This window comes from Methylobacterium sp. WL64 (assembly GCF_008039945.1).
Taxonomy (GTDB): domain Bacteria; phylum Pseudomonadota; class Alphaproteobacteria; order Rhizobiales; family Beijerinckiaceae; genus Methylobacterium.
Window position 1 is genome coordinate 10,952 of the sequence record NZ_VRVA01000035.1, and the last position, 18,442, is coordinate 29,393.

Annotated in this window: 17 protein-coding genes and 2 pseudogenes; 7 read left to right on the plus strand and 12 right to left on the minus strand. The window is 69.1% G+C overall.

The window, feature by feature from the left end; translation table 11 throughout:
- Positions 1 to 147: 147 nt before the first annotated feature.
- From FV242_RS16275 to FV242_RS16310, 8 genes and pseudogenes are all read right to left on the minus strand, one after another.
- Positions 148 to 381, minus strand: a pseudogene (locus tag FV242_RS16275) (transposase); the annotation flags it as partial.
- Positions 326 to 853 carry a chromate transporter gene (locus FV242_RS16280; RefSeq protein ID WP_210248936.1) on the minus strand — a complete coding sequence of 176 codons (528 nt, stop codon included), beginning with the start codon at positions 851 to 853 and terminating at the stop codon, positions 326 to 328. The pseudogene FV242_RS16275 and the gene FV242_RS16280, both read right to left, overlap by 56 nt.
- Positions 850 to 1,455 (minus strand): chromate transporter, encoded by a 606-nt coding sequence (locus FV242_RS16285; protein WP_147939647.1) that lies wholly within the window; start codon positions 1,453 to 1,455, stop codon positions 850 to 852. Before FV242_RS16285 ends, FV242_RS16280 begins: the two co-directional genes overlap by 4 nt.
- Entirely contained in the window at positions 1,433 to 2,419 is a 987-nt protein-coding gene (locus FV242_RS16290; RefSeq protein WP_147939648.1) for a phosphatidylserine/phosphatidylglycerophosphate/cardiolipin synthase family protein, read from the minus strand. The genes FV242_RS16285 and FV242_RS16290 overlap by 23 nt, the downstream gene beginning before the upstream one ends.
- A gap of 390 nt (positions 2,420 to 2,809) precedes the next feature.
- Complete coding sequence (gene cydB / locus FV242_RS16295) at positions 2,810 to 3,880, minus strand: cytochrome d ubiquinol oxidase subunit II (protein ID WP_246692732.1); 1,071 nt, start codon at positions 3,878 to 3,880, stop codon at positions 2,810 to 2,812.
- Positions 3,881 to 3,882: 2 nt separating this feature from the next.
- Positions 3,883 to 5,295 (minus strand): cytochrome ubiquinol oxidase subunit I, encoded by a 1,413-nt coding sequence (locus tag FV242_RS16300; protein WP_147939650.1) that lies wholly within the window; start codon positions 5,293 to 5,295, stop codon positions 3,883 to 3,885.
- Positions 5,296 to 5,297: 2 nt separating this feature from the next.
- Positions 5,298 to 7,589: an FdhF/YdeP family oxidoreductase gene (locus tag FV242_RS16305; protein WP_147939651.1), complete on the minus strand. Its 2,292-nt coding sequence runs from the start codon at positions 7,587 to 7,589 to the stop codon at positions 5,298 to 5,300.
- Positions 7,590 to 7,760: 171 nt separating this feature from the next.
- Complete coding sequence (locus FV242_RS16310; protein WP_147939652.1) at positions 7,761 to 7,958, minus strand: hypothetical protein; 198 nt, start codon at positions 7,956 to 7,958, stop codon at positions 7,761 to 7,763.
- 343 nt (positions 7,959 to 8,301) lie between these two features.
- Between FV242_RS16310 and FV242_RS16315 the strand changes: the two genes are divergently transcribed.
- The 7 genes and pseudogenes from FV242_RS16315 to FV242_RS16345 all read left to right on the plus strand — a co-directional run bounded on the left by FV242_RS16315 (position 8,302) and on the right by FV242_RS16345 (position 15,145).
- The gene (locus tag FV242_RS16315) at positions 8,302 to 8,610 is read left to right on the plus strand and encodes a UBP-type zinc finger domain-containing protein (RefSeq protein ID WP_147939653.1); all 309 of its coding nucleotides are present in this window, start codon (positions 8,302 to 8,304) and stop codon (positions 8,608 to 8,610) included.
- 186 nt (positions 8,611 to 8,796) lie between these two features.
- A complete protein-coding gene (locus tag FV242_RS16320) occupies positions 8,797 to 9,834 on the plus strand; it encodes a cupin domain-containing protein (RefSeq protein ID WP_147939654.1) in 1,038 nt (345 codons plus the stop codon).
- An 81-nt stretch (positions 9,835 to 9,915) separates the two neighbouring features.
- Positions 9,916 to 10,965 (plus strand): FUSC family protein, encoded by a 1,050-nt coding sequence (locus FV242_RS16325; RefSeq protein WP_147939655.1) that lies wholly within the window; start codon positions 9,916 to 9,918, stop codon positions 10,963 to 10,965.
- The gene (locus FV242_RS16330; RefSeq protein WP_147939656.1) at positions 10,965 to 11,171 is read left to right on the plus strand and encodes a DUF1656 domain-containing protein; all 207 of its coding nucleotides are present in this window, start codon (positions 10,965 to 10,967) and stop codon (positions 11,169 to 11,171) included. Before FV242_RS16325 ends, FV242_RS16330 begins: the two co-directional genes overlap by 1 nt.
- A complete protein-coding gene (locus FV242_RS16335) occupies positions 11,172 to 12,173 on the plus strand; it encodes an HlyD family secretion protein (protein WP_147939657.1) in 1,002 nt (333 codons plus the stop codon).
- A 116-nt stretch (positions 12,174 to 12,289) separates the two neighbouring features.
- Positions 12,290 to 13,873, plus strand: a pseudogene (locus FV242_RS16340) (FAD-dependent oxidoreductase).
- Positions 13,874 to 13,954: 81 nt separating this feature from the next.
- The gene (locus FV242_RS16345) at positions 13,955 to 15,145 is read left to right on the plus strand and encodes an MFS transporter (protein WP_246692733.1); all 1,191 of its coding nucleotides are present in this window, start codon (positions 13,955 to 13,957) and stop codon (positions 15,143 to 15,145) included.
- Positions 15,146 to 15,233: 88 nt separating this feature from the next.
- On the opposite strand, the gene FV242_RS16350 is transcribed toward FV242_RS16345, so the two are convergent.
- The 4 genes from FV242_RS16350 to FV242_RS16365 all read right to left on the minus strand — a co-directional run bounded on the left by FV242_RS16350 (position 15,234) and on the right by FV242_RS16365 (position 18,419).
- Positions 15,234 to 15,857, minus strand: coding sequence for a response regulator transcription factor (locus tag FV242_RS16350; RefSeq protein ID WP_147939658.1), 624 nt, complete (start codon positions 15,855 to 15,857; stop codon positions 15,234 to 15,236).
- A gap of 159 nt (positions 15,858 to 16,016) precedes the next feature.
- The gene (locus tag FV242_RS16355) at positions 16,017 to 16,433 is read right to left on the minus strand and encodes a hypothetical protein (protein ID WP_147939659.1); all 417 of its coding nucleotides are present in this window, start codon (positions 16,431 to 16,433) and stop codon (positions 16,017 to 16,019) included.
- Between the two features lie 19 nt (positions 16,434 to 16,452).
- Entirely contained in the window at positions 16,453 to 18,117 is a 1,665-nt protein-coding gene (actP, locus tag FV242_RS16360; protein WP_147939660.1) for a cation/acetate symporter ActP, read from the minus strand.
- Positions 18,114 to 18,419: a DUF485 domain-containing protein gene (locus FV242_RS16365; RefSeq protein WP_147939661.1), complete on the minus strand. Its 306-nt coding sequence runs from the start codon at positions 18,417 to 18,419 to the stop codon at positions 18,114 to 18,116. Before FV242_RS16365 ends, actP begins: the two co-directional genes overlap by 4 nt.
- Positions 18,420 to 18,442: the final 23 nt, after the last annotated feature.

Here is an 18,442-nt window from a genome sequence, read left to right on the forward strand (position 1 = left end):
GATGCATCCGTCCCTGTCATCGACCCGGCTGCACTTCGCGCCGCGTCCTTGGGAGTGACATCGTCGGCTTCCATTGGGCGCGCGCAGTGGCAGGCGGAGCAGAAAGACCGATCGCCTCCGGTGGGTTTCAGCGAGATACCACGGAACAACCAGCCGCTTGAGCTTGCCGTTCTCGTCCTCCAAGTGCTTGCGCCAGCGGATCGCCAGCACGCCTATGCCGACGAACTGATTCGTCCCGCGATAAAGCGTCGGATCGGACACGCCCATCTCCCGGCAGACCTCGTCCACTGATCCGCCGTTCTCCGCCTGCCGCCGGCCAAAGGACTCAGATCGCGCGCATCCAGCCCAGAAAGCCCGCGATGGCCAAGATCGGGAGCGGATTGAGATTGGTGCGCCAGAACAGCAGGGTGAAGATCGCCGCGGCGCTGTACCCGCGAGACGACAAGCCGGCCCCCTCCGCGACCGTCCACCCGCTTGCCAGGATCAGCCCGACCGCGATCGGCCCGAGCGCCGCCTCCAGGGCGATATGCCAAGCGGCCCCCGAGGACGCCTGCCAGATCCGCGCCACGACGATCATCAGCACCGCGGCCGGAAGCATCATGGCGGCCTGGGCGACGACCGCCCCGGCGAGGCCGGCGACCTTGTAGCCGATCATCGCGACGATCAGGTTGCTCGGCCCGGGCGCGGCCTGCGAGATCGCGAAGAGGTCGGAGAACGCGCCGCCGGTGAGCCAGTGCGCCTCCCCGACCGCATGACGCGCCATCTCCGGCACGACGCTGTTGCTGCCGCCGATCGACAGGATCGACATCGTGCTGAAGAAGGTCGCGAGCGCGACGAGAGCGCCGGGTCTCACCGCTCGGTCTCCGCGTCTCCGCGCCGGCGCGGATGCCGCCACGCCACCAGGAAGGCCGGGGGTGCCAGGATCGCCAGGACGGCGAGGAGCGGGAGGTGCAGAACGATCGAGCCCAAGAAGGCCAGGGCGATGATGGCGAGCGCCGCGGGCCGCCGCGCGAAGCCCTCGCCGGCCTTCAGGCCTGCCGCCAGGGCGAGCCCGACTGCGGCGGCGGTGACCCCGCGCAGGATATCCTGAACCGCCGGGACCGCGCCGCTCCGGAAGTAGGCCCAGGCGAGGCCCAGCACGATGCCGAACGGCACGAGCGTCAGGCCGAGCAGGGCGGCCGCCGCTCCAGGCACGCCGCGGAAGCGGTGGCCGACATAGATCGCGAAGTTCGCCTGGTTGGCCCCGGGCAGCACCCGGGCCAGCGCGTAGGCGCTGAGGAACTCGGCGTCGTCGAGCCAGCGCTTGTCCTCGACGATCAGCTTGCGCGCCCAGGCCGTGAGACCGCCGCCGAAGCTGACCAGCGTCAGCCGGTTGAACAGCCAGAACAGCTCCGGAAGTCCGGGCGCCACGGCGGTTCGGGCCGGGACGGGCTCAGCTGTGTCGGAGGTCGGCATCCGGCTCGAACTCCGCATTCTCCTCCGCGTCGGCCGCGGCGATCGGATAAGGGGGCTCGTACCGCCGCGAGCCACGCCAATCCGCCTCGAAGATCGCCGCGATCGCGCCGACGGTCGCGGCGTCTCGGACAACAACGCCGAGCTCGCGCCGCAGGTCGAAGGCGGCCTGATCGAGGTTCTGGGTGCCGAGATAGACCCGCGCCCCGTCGATGATCGCGATCTTGCCGTGGCTGCGCAGCCCCCGCTGCTTGTGAAGCCGGCCGCCGGCCGCGCGGTACAGGCGCCACAGGGCGAAAGAGTACATCAGGTCGGGCTGGTGCAGCCCGTGCTTGCCGCCACACAACAGGCGGACACGCACCCCGCGCTTCAGGGCGGCGTGGATCCGCTCGAAGATCACCGGCTCGGCGAATTTCGGGTGGGCGAGATCGATGCTGCGCTCGGCGCCGTCGAGCAGGTCGCACAGGATCGCCCTGGCGCCCCCGGGGCTCCAGGACAGGTCGGAGCCGCCGTCGGGCGCGAACGCCTCGCCGCTCCAATCGCCCTCGAAGCAGGCCCGGATGCCGGCGACCTGACCGGGATCGGACAGGACGACGGCGTAATCCCGGGTCTTGGTGAAGTACTTCTCCATGAAGTTGAACGTCGCCACCATGGCGCGCGCGCCGTCCACGACCAGGGACTTCTCGTGCGTGACAAGGAAGCGCGGCGACGTCCAACGCACGGGGATGCCGGCCTCCTCCAGGCGCGCGAAGGTCCCGTCGTTGATGCGTTCGCCGGTGCCCTTGGCCGGGTTGAGGAGGACGCGCACCGCGACGCCCTCGGCGTGGCGAGCCAGAACCGCGTCGATCAGCAGGGGATGGTCGAAGGTGAATTGCTTGAGCAGGATTTCCCGCTCGGCGCTCCGCATCAGCGCGACGACCGGCTCGACGCCGTGGTCCGGTTGAACGATGAGCTGCGGCGCTTGCATGTCGTCGCTACGACCTCCTGACGTCAGACCCGTGCGATGGCCGCGATCGAGCCGGGGCGGTCGAACCGGTCATCGACGCTGCCGCGACGCAGCGGTCTGCCGTGGCGACTCATGTAGATGTACATGGCGGGCGCCGTATAGAGTGTGGAACTCTGCGCAGCGATCAATCTTCGCACCATCGTCACCTATGCCGGCTGGCGCAATTTTGCGCCGGCACCGGTCGCGAACAATATCGGCCAGAAATCCGCGCTGCGGCGGCTGCGCTCTCGACCGCCGTGGCGCCCGGGACCGGAGCATCGCCCTCCACCGCCCGAGCCGTCGATCGGAGCTGCGAGGGCCAGGGCGATGCGGTCCGTGAGGATTCGGCTGCGGCGGCGCCGGGGGCCAGCATCAGCACAGGTGCAGGGCGGTCTCGGACGCGGTGGCGCGTCGGCCTACGGGCGGAGCCGCTGGCCGAGCCTCCTCGGTCCCGTGCGCCTCCAGCACCGTCTTCCCGCGGAAGACCCAGTAGGCGTGGCCGAGATAGGCCATGATGACCGGCACGACGATCAGCACACCGACCCCGACGAAGCGCAGGGTCGCGTCGTCGGACGCGGCGCTCCAGATCGTGGCGTGGCGCGGGACGACGTATGGCCAGAGGCTGACCACCAGACCCGCGAAGCCGAGGAGGAACAACATGATCGTCAGTTGAAAAACGCGGGTCTCGCGCCGGCTCCACAGGCTGCGCCCGATCAGCACCGAGACGCCGGCGGCCGCCAGCGGAAAGAGCGCCAGCGGCAGCACCTGCGGCCCTGCAAACCACCGCTGCGCGACTTCGGGAACCGTGAGGGCCGTCCAGGCACTCACGAGGGTCATCATGCTGGCCGTGAGGATCAGGGCGGCGCGTCCGACCTCCCGGCCGAAGACCTGAACCGCACCCTCGGTGCGCCAGATCAGCCAGCCGGCGCCGAGCAACGCATAACCGCCGACGAGACCCGCGCCGCAGAGCAGCCCCAGCAGGCTGAAAGCATTGAAGGCGGTTCCCGAGAAGGCGCCATCGTGCATCGGAACGCCGCCGATGAAGCCGCCCAGGACGATGCCCTGCGCCAGCGCGGCGAGGAGGGAGCCACCCGCGAACGCGAAGTCCCAGACGCGCCGGAAACGCGTCGCCTGGAACCGGAACTCGAAGGCGATGCCGCGCAGGATCAGGGCGAACAGCATCGCCATGATCGGCAGGTAGAAGGCTGGAAGCAGCACGTAATAGGCGACCGGGAAGGCGGCCCAGAGAAGGGCGCCGCCGAGCACGAGCCAGGTTTCGTTGCCGTCCCACATCGGCGCGATGCTCTGCATCATCAGGTCCCGATGCCGATCGCGCGGAGCGAGCAGGAACAGGATGCCGATGCCGAGGTCGAAGCCGTCGGCCAGAACGTAGATCGCGATGGCGAAGGCTGAGACGAGCGCGAAGATCAGGGGCAGGTCCATCGTCATTCCCCGGCCGTGATCGGCGTGGTGAGGGCGCGCCCCCGGCCCAGGACCGCCGTTCCGGCCTGCTCGAGGCCGGGGCGCACCGCGTTCGGGTGCATGCCCGTGATCGCGGCCGGTCCGCGGATGACAACGCGCGCGCCGTACCAGAAGAAGGCCAGGAGCAGCAGGTTGTAGACCAGGGCGAACATCAGCAGCGAGGTCAGTACGGCGCCCGGCGCCAGCGGCGCCACGGCGTCGGCTGTGCGCAGATGCCCGTAGACGACATAGGGCTGCCGCCCGGTCTCGGTCACGGTCCAGCCGGCGATCACCGCGATGAAGCCCAGCGGGGTCGCCGCCATGGCCGCGAGCTGGAACCAGCGGGTGGTGAACAGGCGGCCGCGCCAGCGGAGCACGCCGCCGATGATCGCCAGGATCAGCAGCACGATGCCGATGCCGACCATGATGCGGAAGGCGAAGAACACCAGCGGCACATAGGGCCGCTCGGCGGCCGGGACGGCCTTGAGGCCCTGCACGTAACCGTTCCAGCTATGCGTCAGGTAGAGGCTCGCGACGTGCGGGATGGCGATCTCGAAGCGGTTGCGCTCAGCCGCCATGTCGGGCCACGCGATCAGCGTCGCCGGCACGCCCGAGCCGGAATCCCAGAGGCCCTCCATTGCGGCGAGCTTCGTCGGCTGGTGGCGCATCGTGTTGCGTCCATGCGCATCGCCGATGACGAGCTGAAGCGGGACGAGCACGAGGGCCGCGCCCATCGCCAGCGAGAAGCCCTTGCGGGCAACCTCGACATGCTGCCGCCGCCAGAGATGATAGGCCGAGACACCCGCGACCACGAAGCTGCCCGTGATGTAGCTGGCGCAGACCATGTGCAGGAAGCGATAGGGAAAGGACGGGTTGAAGAACGCCGCCCACCAGTCGGCCACGTGGAACAGGCCGTCGGCGTCGAGCGTGTAGCCGGCCGGGGTCTGCATCCAGCTGTTGGAGGCCAGGATCCAGCTGGCGCTGAACAGGGTCCCGGTGGCGACCATCAGGCAGGCGAAAAAATGCGCGCCGCGCCCGACCCGGTTCTCGCCGAAGATGACGATGCCGATGAAGCCCGCCTCCAGGAAGAAGGCGGTCATGACCTCGTACATGAAGAACGGACCGAGCACGTTGCTGACGGCCCGGGAGAACCCGCTCCAGTTGGTCCCGATCTGGTAGGAGAGCACCAGCCCGGTCACGACCCCCATGCCGAAACCCAGCGCGAAGATGCGGATCCAGAACCGCATCAGCGCGCCGTAGACCGGATTGTCCGTCCGCCACCACCGGAAGCTCAGGAACGCGACGAACGAGGCGATGCCGATCGTGAAGGCCGGCCACAGGATGTGGAAGCCGATCGTGAAGGCGAACTGGATCCGGGAGAGCGTGAGGGCGTCCATGGTCAGGCGGCTCCCGTCTCGAGGCGGCGCATCCGGACGGGAATCGCCTTGAAGGAGGGGGTGTGGCTCTGCGGATCGTGCAGGCCGAGCGGGACCAGGGGGTTGGCCTCGGGGTAGTAGGCGCCGACGCAGCCGTCGGGCAGCCGGTAGGGCACGACCTGGAAGCTCTCCACCGAGCGGGCGACCCCGTCGTCAGCGATCGTGTCGAGCGCCACCCGGTCCCCGGCCCGGACGCCCTGCCGGGCCATCTCGGACTCGCTGAGGAAGACCACCATGCGGCCGCCGAAGACGCCGCGATACCGGTCGGACAGACTGTAGAGTGTCGTGTTGTACTGATCGTGGCTGCGCATCGTGGTGAGCCAGAGCGCCCCGGGGTCGCTCATGAGGGCATCCTCCTCGAGGCCCTCGAAGACCGCGAACTCGGCCCGGCCGGACGGCGTGGCCCAGATCCGCTCACGCGCCAGCGAGGTGAGATGGAAGCCGCCGGGCACGCGGATCCGCGCGTTGAAACCCTGGAAGATCGGGAACACACGCTCGATCGCGTCGCGGATACGGTCGTAATCCGCGGCGAAGTCCTCCCAGGGAACGGCCGAGTCCGGGCCGAGCGTCGCCCGGGCGATGCCGGCCACGATCGCGGTCTCGCTCATCAGGTGCTCGGAGGCGGGCCTGTTGCGGCCGGCCGAGGCGTGCACCATCGACATCGAGTCTTCGACGGTGATCGACTGGGGCCCCGTCGCCTGATGGTCGACTTCGCTGCGGGCGAGGCAGGGGAGGATGTAGGCTTCACGGCCGTGGACGAGTTGTCCCCGGTTGAGCTTGGTGTTGATCGCCACCGTCAGGTCGAGCGTTCGCATCGCCTGCTGGACGCTTTCGGTGTCGGGGACGGCGGCGGCGAAATTTCCGCCGAGCGCGATGAAGGCCCGCGCCTGGCCCTGCACCATCGCGCCCAGCGCCGCGACCACGTCGTGGCCATGCGCCCGGGGCGGCTCGAAGCCGAAGGCGTCCCGAATCCGGTCGAGCATTTCCGGCGTCGGTTTCTCGGTGATGCCGACGGTCCGGTTGCCCTGGACGTTGGAATGTCCGCGCACCGGGCACAGGCCGGCGCCCGGCCGCCCGACATTGCCGCGTAGGAGCGCGAGGTTGCTGATCAGGCGGACGTTCTCGGTGCCGCGCCGATGCTGGGTGATCCCCATGCCCCAGACCAGGATGGCGTTCTCGGCCGCCACGTAGGTCCGCGCCGCGGATTCGAGATCCGCGCGGGTGAGACCGGAGCGGCGCTCGATCGCCGCCCAGGATGTGGACCGGAGGTCGGCCGCGAGGGCTTCGAAGCCGTTCGTGTGGCCGGCGATGAAGTCCACATCGAGCACGCGCCCCTCGTCGGCGGCGATGGCGGCATCGTCCATCGCGATGCAGGCCTTCATGATGCCCTTGAGGGCCGCCGCGTCGCCTCCGACCCGGACCTGGAAGATGCGCGACGAGATCGGCGTCGACGTCAGCGATGCCATCTCGACGGGGTTCTGGGGCGCCTGAAAACGCTCCAGGGCTCGTTCCGGGAACGGGTTGAAGCTCAGGATGGCCGCGTTGCGCCGCGCCGCGTCGCGCAGGCTCGTCATCATCCGCGGGCTGTTGGTGCCCGGATTCTGGCCGAAGATCAGGATGGCGTCGGCGCGGTCGAAATCCTCCAGCAGCACCGTGCCCTTGCCGACGCCGATGCTCTGCGGGAGGCCGACACTCGTCGCCTCGTGGCACATGTTCGAGCAGTCGGGGAAATTGTTGGTCCCGTAAGCCCGGCCAAGGAGCTGGAACAGGAAGGCGGCCTCGTTGGAGGCGCGACCCGATGTGTAGAACTCGGCCTGATCCGGCTCGATATCCTCGCGCAGGATCGTCCCGATCCGCGCGAAGGCCTCATCCCAGGCGACCGGGACATACCTGTCGCTGGCCGCCTCGTAGCGCATCGGATGCGTGATGCGACCGACCATCTCCAGATCGTAGTCGCTCCACGTCTCCAGTTCGGAGACCGTGTGGGCGGCGAAGAAGTCCGGGGTGCACCGCTTGGCGGTCGCTTCCCAGGCCATGGCCTTGGCGCCGTTCTCGCAGAACTCGAACGGGCCCGGCTTCTTGGGATCGGGCCAGGCGCAGCCCGGGCAATCGAATCCCGTCGGCTGGTTCATGCGCAGCAGCGTCGCCGCTCCCCGCACCGGAATATCCTGCTCGACAAGGGCCTTGCCGGTCGCCTCCAGCGCGCCCCAGCCGCCGGCAGGATTGGTGTAGGCGCGGATCTTGACCTTGGCCATCAGGGTCCTCGGGCGGGAGACGGGCGTGGGCTTCACGGGCATCCGGAGCGGCGGCGGTCAGGGGCGCGCGGCGTCCGATGCGCAGGCCCGCAGCCTCCAGCTCCCAGAACCCGAGGCCGGAAGCCGCCGGCCCCGGTCGCGCCGCGCGGTGAGCTGAGTTGTCCGGACGCCTCAGCGACGATGATGGCGACGCGGACGCATCACCCCGTACCGTGAGGTGATCCGAGCGCCGCGGTGCATGCCGGCGAAACGGCCGTTGCCCTGCGCGGCCGCATCCCGATCCAAGCCGTCACCGGCCGCAAAGCTCGGATTGGCCGAGGCGATCAGCAGCCCGACCAGCATGGTGGCACCGAGGAGAAGTGACTTCATCGTCCATGATCCCTGAAGATCGCCGTATCCCGGCGACGGATTCGGGCCACCTGGGCGCCGCAGGCAATCCGGGGCGACGTGCAGGTGGATGCTGCAGGGATGGAGCAGACAGCTTCGCGAATATTGATGGATCTTATCTTTTTGGAACATTCGTATCACGGCGCCCGCCAGCCATGGCCGGCTGATCGCGTGCCGATGTCGGTGGAACCGATCCGATCGTCCAAATGGCCGCAGCTTTCGACAAGATGCTCGGGCGGGATCGCTGTCTCTTGAGTGAGGCTGCGTCCGGGTCGCGCTCCTCCCGCACAATCCGGATGCCGTCGGTCAAGCATGGAGAAGCCGGGTGGCGCCAGTTTGCAGGCACGGTGCAGACATTCAGACGGTGACGCCGAGTGCGCGTGGCTGTGAGGACTGCCTCCGGATCGGCAGCGCGTGGTTTCACCTGCGGATCTGTCGAACCTGCGGTCATGTGGGCTGCTGTGATCAGTCGCCCATGCGTCACGCGACAGCCCATTTTCACGCGACCGCGCATCCCATCATCGAGGGATACGACCCTCCGGAAGGTTGGGGCTGGTGTTATGTCGACGCGGTTATGATCGATCTCGACGGTGACACCACACCTCAGGATGGTCCGATCCCAAGGTATTACTGAGTTCGACCGCTTTCAGATCAGGAACACGATCAGCGGATTCCGAACCGGAACGTTGGCGCGCGGCGCTGTGGGGTGGGGTTTCCCCCCGGCACCGCGCAACCGTTCCACCGCTTCCGGATGTGACGCGGCGCATCGCCCGGAGCGCCCCGCGGGACGTCACGTTTCTCTTGCAACGAGGGTTGTACGGTGACCAGCACGGATCTGTCGTTCCGCTACCGCCTCGAGACGCAACCGCCTCGCCTTGGACCCGGAGGCGTCACCCGCGGCGCCTCGGTGAAACAGTTTCCCGCAAGTCAGGGCATTGCCGGCGTATCCATGCGGCTCGCGCCCGGCGGGATGCGGGAGATGCACTGGCACGCCAACGCTGCCGAATGGGCCTACGTCGTCTCGGGGTCCTGCCGCACCACGATCCTGAACCCCGACGGCGGCTCGGCGATCGACACGTTCGCCCCCGGCGACGTCTGGTATTTCCCGCGCGGCTGGGGGCACTCGATCCAGGGGCTTGGACCTGAGGAATGCCACTTTATCCTCATCTTCGACAGCGGCGACTTCTCCGAAGACCACACCTTCAGCGTCACGGATTGGCTGGCGCATACGCCTGAGGCCGCCTTGGCGCAGAACCTCGGCATCGCACCCGCGGATTGCGCCGGCTTACCCCGGGGCGAGGCGTACTTCGCCCTGGGGCCCGTGCCGGACGACCGGTCGCCGGATTCTGCGCCCCGGGCGCGGCCGGAGCTGACGTCGCGGCATCGGTACCCGCTCCACGCACAGGAACCGCGGCGCGTCCCGGGAGGCGGCACCCAGCGCACCGTCACGGTCGACGAATTCCCGCTCTCGACCACGATGGCAGGATCGGTGCTTGAGATCGAGCCGGGGGCGATGCGGGAGCTGCACTGGCACCCGAACGCGGACGAATGGCAATATTACCTGGACGGATCGGCCGAGATGGCCGTGTTCCTGGCTGAAGGCCATGTCGTCGTCGAGACCTTCGAAGCTGGCGATATCGGCTACGCCCCGATGGGATCGGGACACTACATCCGGAACACGGGGCCCGGCATCCTCCGGGTGCTCATCGGCTTCAACAACGGGCGTTACCAGGCCAACGATCTCTCGGCTTGGCTGGGCTCGAACCCCCCGGACGTGCTGGCGACCAACCTGGGGGTGCCGCGTCCCGTGGCCGAGGCGCTGACGCGCCGGCGGGGCTTTCTGATCCCGGGAGCCTGATCCTCGCACTGCCGGGCAGCGCGGCCCGGAAAGCCCCACCGCCTGGCCGGACGCCGGTCCGGCGGGGAGCGTCCCTCGACGATGACAGATTCCTTGATTGACCACGCGACCCACGTTCTGCGGCGCCTCGCTGCGACCGGCGTACCGTTCGGGATCCGGACGACGCTGGCTGCTCTGGCGGCGCTCTGGCTGGCCATGTGGCTTCAGCTCGACACGCCGCGCTGGGCCGCCTGGACGGTGATGTCGCTGGCCTTGCCCACCCGCGGGCTGGTCGCCCGGAAAGGGGCATGGCGGATGATCGGGACCGTGCTGGGGCTCGTCGCCGGCGTGGTCGGGATCGCGGCTTTCGGTCAGTCGCCGATCAGCTTGGGGGTGTATCTGGCCCTGTGGTTCGGGCTCAGCGCCTATATCGGGGGCAGCCTACCGGGCCTTGCCTCCTACGGCGCGGCTCTGGGTGGCCTGACGGCGGGCGTGATCGTCGTCCTGAGTTCGGATGCGCCCTTGTCGGTATTCGGGACGGCCCTGGCGCGCGGTGCGGAGATCTCGCTGGGGATCGGCTGCGTCTACGCGGCGAGCGCGCTTGCGGAGATCGGCCAGGGCGCACCGCCCGCGATCGCAGCCGCCGCGATGCCGAGTTCGGACGTGGTCGCCGCCAATGCGCTTCGAACCTTCCTGGTCGTGGGGGCCGCCTGGGCGATCTGGATCACGACCGCCTGGCCCACCGGCGGCCTCTTCGTCGCCTTCGCGGGCGTCGTGTCGATCATCTTTGCGACGATGCCCGATTCCGACAGGCACGCGCGCGCCTATCTCTGGGGCGTCGGCGTCGGACAGATCGCAGGGCTCGGCGCGAAGTATTACCTCCTCGGTACGCCGGCCGCCTTCGAGATCCTCGCCGTCGTTCTGTTCCCCTTCCTCTTCGTCGGTGCGGTCGCGGTCACGGATCTGCGGACGACCGGAGCTGCGATCGGCTACAACCTGTCATTCCTGACTGCGGTCGATCCAACCAACCCAATGCAATACGATCTCGGCGGCTCGCTGAACGAGAGCCTGGCGGTCTTCGTCGGCATTGCGTTCGCGGTCGCGGCTTTCGAGGTGGTGCTCCCCGGACGGATCTGGAGGGCCGCCCCGTGATGCCGCTGCGCGAGATCGATATCCTGGGGGTTTTCGTAGCGCCCTTCGCGCCCTGCGTGCTGATCGCCGGGTGCGTGACCGGCGGCGTCGTCATCGCCGTGCGCCGGATCCGGGCGACCCGGCGTTGGTCGCATGCGCCGCTCATCGAACTCGTTTGCTTCACCGTGACGCTGTCGGGGCTCGTCCTCATGCTCGGGCGTCTGTGAATGATGCCACGTTTCCAACAGGACAGGGCACCGCCGGCACGGGTGCCGCCGCCGACCCCGCTTCCGACGCCGCTTCCCCATCCCGCGGTCCCGTCGGTCTTCGGCCTCTTCGCGGTGGCGACGGTGCTGGCTGGCGCCGGGTTCCTCGCCTGGCTCGCCTGGGCCTACTACGTCGACACGCCCTGGACCCGCGACGGCAGCGTGCGCGCCTACACCGCGCAGGTCGCGGCCGAGATATCGGGACAGGTCACCGAGGTCCTCGTCACCGACAACCAGCCGGTCCGCAAAGGCGACGTGTTGTTCAGGATCGATCCGCGCGACTACCGGATCGCGGTCAAGCGCGCGCAGGCCGCCGTGGCGCGGGCCGCTGCGCAGGTCGCCAACGCCCGGGCCGAGGCGGACCGCCGCAACAAGCTCGACGACCTCGCGGTCAGCGACGAGGTGCGCCAGACGTTCCAAAGCAACGCGGACGCGGCCGAGGCTGCCTATCAAGGTGCCGTCGCCGATCTGGAGAACGCCGAGCTCAACCTCTCGCGCGTGGAGGTACGCTCGCCCGTCAACGGCGCCGTGACCAACCTCCTCCTGCAGGCCGGCACCTACGCGATCGCGGGCCAAGCCGCGATGACGCTCATCAATTCCGACAGCTACTGGGTCGCGGGCTATTTCGAGGAAACGCAGCTGCGCCGCATCCGGGTCGGCGACGCCGCCAGGATCGTGCTGATGGGCTACCCGGACCGGGTGCTGGACGGACGCGTCCAGAGCGTGGCCGGCGGCATCATGGACCCGAACGCGACGCCCGGCGTCGCCGGCCTGCCCGCGGTCAATCCCGTCTTCACATGGGTCCGGCTCGCCCAGCGGATCCCGGTCCGCGTCACGATCGACGCCGTACCGGATGACGTGACGCTCGCCGCAGGCTTGACCGCGACCGTGAGCGTCGCGACCGGGGCGCCGAGTCCGTCCTCCGTTTCCGGCGACGGGGCGATCCCGAAACCAGCCCGCTGAACGAGGAGAAATCTCCGATGGTCCAGACGCTCGGCGATGCCGCGATGTCCTCCCCCCTCGATCAGACGGATCCCTACCTCCGGGAGGCCCAGACCTTTCCGCGCCTCGCCGCGGGCATGATCGCGCGCATCGCCCGGTACGGAACGGAGGAAACGGTGCCGGCCGGCTCGTTCCTCTACCGGCGGGGCGATCGCGCCGCGGACTTCTTCTTGGTGCTCGATGGCGAGGTGGAGACGTTCGACGAGGGTCCGGACCGTGAGCGTCACGTCTTCACGGTCCATCATCCAGGACAGTTCGCCGGCGAAACGAACTTCCTGAACGGGCGTGCATCCCTTGTCAGCAGCCAGGCCCGGATGGAGACCCGGCTGATCCGGGTTCCGCGCCTGGAGTTCCGGCGGATGCTGGCAGCCGAGCCGGACCTCTCCGAGATCGTGATGCGGGCCTTCATCCTGCGCCGCCTCGGCTTCGTGCGGCACCAGCACGGCGGCGTGGTGCTGATCGGACCGAGCCACTGCGCGGAAACGTTGCGCCTCCAGCGCTTCATGACGCGCAACGCCTATCCGCATCGGACCGTCGCCACCGACCTCGACGCCGACGCGGCGGAGATGATGCGACGCTTCGGACTCACGCAGTCCGATCTCCCGTCGGTCGTCGCGCCAGGCCCACTCGTTCTGCGGAATCCCTCCACCTGGGAACTGGCCGACCGGATCGGCCTCACCGAACCCCTCGACGACGGCCGGATCTTCGACGTCGCGGTCGTGGGTGCCGGGCCGGCCGGCTTGGCCGCCGCAGTGTACGCGGCCTCGGAAGGCCTCTCGACCATCGTGATCGAGGAGGAGGCCCCCGGGGGGCAGGCCGGCACATCCTCCAAGATCGAGAATTACCTGGGCTTCCCGACCGGCATCTCGGGGCAGGCGCTGGCCGGACGGGCCCAGATCTAGGCGCAGAAGTTCGGCGCCCATCTCGCGATCTCCCGCGCGGCCTGCCGTCTCGACTGCACGGATCGCCCCTACAGCATCGTCCTGGAGGACGGGCGGTCCGTCCGTGCCCAGGCGGTCGTCGTCGCGACGGGGGCGCGCTACCGCAAGCTCGACCTGCCGGATTACGCGAGGTTCGAGGGACAGGGCATCTATTACGCGGCGACCGGGACGGAGGCGCAGTTGTGCGAGCAGCAGGCGGTCGCGGTCGTCGGCGGCGGCAACTCCGCCGGGCAGGCGGCGATGTTTTTGTCCGCCACCGCCGCCCACGTCCATATCCTGGTGCGCGGACCCGGCTTGCGGGCGACGATGTCGGACTATCTCGTCCGGCGGATCAGCACGTCGCCGAAGATCACCGTGCATCCGTTCACGGAGGTGGCCGCCCTCGACGGCGACGCGTTCCTGCGTCGTGTCTCGTGGCGCGACACCAAGACCGGTGACGTCCAGGCACACGCGCTCGGCGCTCTGTTCGTGATGATCGGCGCCGCGCCCAACACCGCATGGTTGTGCGGCTGCCTGCCGCTCGACACAGGCGGCTTCGTATCGACCGGTCGGGACGCCGCCGGGCAGGCTCTGTCGTCGCCCTTCGCCACCACGACACCCGGCATCTACGCGGTCGGGGACGTCCGCGCGGGCTCGGTCAAGCGCGTCGCGTCCGGGGTCGGGGAAGGATCTGTCGTGGTCCAGGCGATCCACCGCTTCCTCGACCCAGACTTGGCCTGAGCACCCGGTAACGCGTTCCGCCGGTGCGCTCGTGCTGCCGCCTCCCGGTGGCGCCCGCGCCCGGCTTGATGGGAGATGGCGATGATCACGCAGGAGTCTCTGGAGACCCGGGAGCCCGCTCTCCTCCGGCGCGGGCTCATGTTCGCGATGGCCGGCGCAGCCGGCATCGCGGTCGCCAACATCTACTACAATCAGCCGATGCTGAGCATCATGGAGGCGGATCTGCCCGGCGGCCTCACCGGGCTGGTGCCCACAGCGACGCAGTTCGGCTACGCGTTGGGTCTTTTCCTGCTGGTCCCGCTGGGCGACCTCGTCGAACGCCGCGCACTCATCGTCGGTCAGTTCGTGGTGCTCGCCGTCGCGCTCTTGCTCACAGCCTTGGCGCCCAACGCCGCGCTGGTCGTCGTGGCCTCGCTGCTCGTCGGCCTGTCCGCCACCGTCGCGCAGCAGATCGTCCCGCTCGCCGCCCACCTCGCCGAACCCGAGCGCCGCGGTGCCGTCGTGGGCACGGTCCTGTCCGGGATCCTCACCGGGATCCTGCTGAGCCGAACGCTGGCCGGGTTCGTGGCGACCCACGGCGGTTGGCGGGCGATGTTCTGGCTGGGCGTGCCGATGGCCCTGGGAGCCGGAGGGCTGATGGCAGTCAGCCTACCGGTGAGCCGACCCGCCCAGGCCCTGCCCTACGGTGCGCTGATGCGCTCGCTCACGCACCTCTGGCGCGAGCTGCCGGCGCTTCGTCTCGCAGCCGTGACCCAGGCGCTGATCTTCGCCGCCTTCACGGTGTTCTGGACGATCCTGGCCTTCCGCCTGCAGGAACCGCGCTTCGGCCTCGGCGCCGACGTGGCGGGCCTGTTCGGAATCGTCGGCGCGGTCGGCATCTTCGCGGCCCCGATCGCGGGCCGCGTAGCGGACCGGCGCGGCCCTCACGCGGTGGTGGCGATCGGCGCAGCGGTGACCTTGATCTCCTGGCTCGTGCTGGGGGCCTGGAACGCGCTCGCGGGAATCGTGATCGGCGTGATCCTGCTCGACTTCGGCATGCAGAGTGCCCTCGTCTCGAACCAGCACCTGATCTTCGCCCTCCGGCCCGAGGCCCGGGGCCGTCTCAACACGATCCTGATGGGCGCCATGTTCCTCGGCGGCGCGGCCGGCTCGGCGGGGGCCACCGCCGCTTGGCAGGCGGGCGGCTGGCTTGCGGTCTCGGGCCTGGGCGTGTCGCTCGCCGCCGCCGCGACAGCCCTCCAGCTTGCCGGGCTTTCCGGGCGAAACCGATGAGGCTCAGGCCGGCACCGGCAGGGACGAACGGCCCGTCCGGCGATCTCACCGTGCAGGATTCGGCGAAGGCCGGGACCGATCGGTTTGGTCAACGCTGCCGCGTCGCCTCGATCCCGAGGTGATGCGCCATCAGCACGAGGTCCGCGAGCGAGCGGGCCTGCATCTTCTCCATCATGCGGCGCTTGTGGACCTTGGCGGTGATCTCCGTGATCCCGAGTTCGGCGGCGATCTGCTTGTTCATCAAGCCGCCGATCGCACATCGCAGCACATCGCCTTCCCGCGCCGTCAGCGCTGCGAGGCGCCTGGACAACGCGTCTTGAAGGCGGCCGGCCCGCAGGGCGGCGGCGTCCATCTCCAGCGCGCGATGGATGGCCTCGAGCAGCACGCCGTCGCCGACCGGCTTGGTCAGGAACTCGACCGCTCCTCCGCGCATCGCCCGCACGGTCATGGGGATGGTCCCGTATCCGGTGAGGAAGATGATCGGCACGGTGCAGCCGGCATCGCGCAAGGTCTCCTGGACCGTCAGACCGTTCTGCTCGGTGAGGCGCACGTCCAGCAGGATGCATTCCGACGCTTCGCGCGTCCGGGCGATCGGCAGCGTGGTCGGATCCCGATGGGCGACCGCCGCGAGACCGGCCGACCTGCACAGACGCGTCAGCGCGCTGCGCACAGCCGGATCGTCGTCGACGATGTGAACGGTTGCTTCCGGCATGTCACTCGCAAGGCCAAACGTGTCCGATCCGGGGGGAGCGACCCAGGAGGTTCTCATGATGCCGTGCCGCGCCGGCGTTCACAGCAAGGTTCGTGCGTGGCGACGGCCTCCGGTCGGGTCCGGCGTCGCCGCCGCGTGGCCGGACGGCCGGGGCGGACGTCATCGCCCCGTCAGGGGAAGCGGCGCGTTCGCGCTGTCGAGGAACTCGACGGTCGTGAAGGTGAGTTCGGTCGGACCGATATTCTCGAGATCGTGGATCATGAACGCGCCGGCCGGAAAGGTGTGGTGCTGGGTGTCACCCGGCTCGTAGGCGACTTCGTTGATCCGGCCGTCCGGATAGTGTGAGCGGGCGCGCCCTCCGGTGACGGCAGTCCAGAAGTAGTCGAGCACATGGGTGTGGAAGCCGATCCGCTCGCCCGGCTTCAGGCTGAGCGCCCACACCCGGACGCGGTCCGTCTCCGAGACGAGGCGGCTCCCGACCTGTCCGCGCCCCGAACCGGCGGCGAAATCCGCGCGCAGGTCCTGCGGCCAGTCGCCCGGGGGCGTCGGCCAGTTCCACGTCGTCTGCTGCGTCATGGCCGTTCTCCTTGTCGGTTCAGTGGGCGGCCGGTGCGGCGGCCCGGTCGAAGCCGGTATGGGCCGTCACGTGCTGTGCGGCGTAGGCCGCGCGGACCGATGCGGCGGCCTCGCTCCGGTCCAGCCGCGACACCGCCCAAGAGGTCAGGAAGGCCAGCGGGACCGAGAACAGGGCGGGGTTGTCGTACGGGAACGGGGCGGCGCCGAGCTTCAGCGTCGCGGTCCAGACGCCGGGGCTCAGCGCGACCAGAACGAGAGAGCTGACGAGGCCCGCAAGCGACCCCGTGACCGCCCCGCGGGTGGTCAGGTCCCGCCACGCCACGGAGAGGAGGATCACGGGGAAGTTCGCGCTCGCCGCGATGGCGAAGACGAGCCCGACCAAGAAGGCGATGTTCTGATTCTCGAAGAGGATGCCGAGCCCCATCGCGACCAGGCTGATGGCGACCGCGGCGGCCTTCGACACCTGAACCTCCCGTTGCTCGGTGGCGCGGCCCCGGCGCAGGGCGCGGGCGTAGAGATCGTGGCTTGCCGCCGAGGCCCCGGCGATCGTCAGCCCCGAGACCACGGCCAGGATCGTCGCGAAGGCCACCGCCGAGATGAACCCGAGCAGCAGGGAGCCGCCGAGCTTGTCCGCCAGGTGGAGGGCGACCATGTTGGTGCCGCCGATGACGCCGCCGGCCGCGTCCAGGTAAGCCGGATCGCCCCGCACCAGCGCGATGGCGCCGAAGCCGAGGATGAACAGCAGCGTGTAGAAGACCGTGATGAACCCCGTGGCGACGAGGATCGAGAACCGCGCCTGGCGGGCATCGGCCACGGTGAAGAAGCGCATCAGGATATGCGGCAGGCCGGCCGTGCCGAAGATCAGCGCGAGCCCCAGCGACATCGCCGAGACCGGATCCCGGACCAGCCCCCCCGGCGCCATGATGGCCAGCTTCTTCGGATGAAGGGCCACCGCGCGGGCGAACAGCGCCTCCAGGCTGAAACCGAAGCGGGCCAGGATCAGCGTCGACATCAGAACGGATCCCGAAAGCAGCAGGACCGCCTTGATGATCTGGACCCAGGTCGTCGCGCGCATGCCGCCGAACACGACGTAGGCCATCATCAGCACGCCGACGAGCACCACCGCGGCGATGTAGGGCAGCCCGAAGAGCAGCTCGATCAGCTTGCCGGCCCCGACCATCTGGGCGATCAGGTAGAACAGCACGATGACGAGGGTATTCACGCCTGCCACGAGGCGCACCGGAACTTCAGACAGCCTGTAGGCCGCCACGTCGGCGAATGTGAAGCGACCGAGATTGCGCAGCGGCTCGGCGATCAGGAACAGGATCATCGGAAAGCCGACGAGGAAGCCGACCGCGTAGATCATCCCGTCATAGCCCGACGTGTAGATCAGCGCCGTCACACCCAGGAAGGTAGCCGCGGAGGTGTAGTCGCCCGCGATGGCCAACCCGTTCTGGAAACCGCTCAGCCCACCGCCGGCCGCGTAATAGTCGCTCGCCGTCTTGGTCCCGCTGCGCGCAGCCCGGACGGTGATCGCGAGGCTGATCGCGACGAAGGCGAGGAACATCGCGATCGCCATCGAATTCAGCGGCTGGCGTGTCACTGGCCCCGCCAAGGCGTCCGCGTGGGCGACGTCGGCGAGAAGGATCGCCGCCGCGGCGGGCAGGAAGCGCGCGCCGGTCATCGGAGATCCTCCCGCAGGCGCCGGCTGAGGCCGTCGAGGCGCGTGTTGGCCACGAGCACGTAGATGAGCGTGAGCACGAACCCCAGACCGAGGAGCGCCACCCCGACGACAAGCCCCCAGGTCAGGATCGTGCCGTCCTCGTCCCGGATGGGTGTGCCGAGGAGGTCGGGCCGGAAGGCGATCGTGAGGATGTAGGCGAAGTAGGCTGTCGCCATCACCACCGCCAGGGAGATGCCGAGGCAGTTCCGCTCGAAGCACAGCCGACGGAAGGTGGGGTGGCTTGAGATGCGTGCGCTGTTCACTGCGTCCTCCTCTGCGGAAGCCT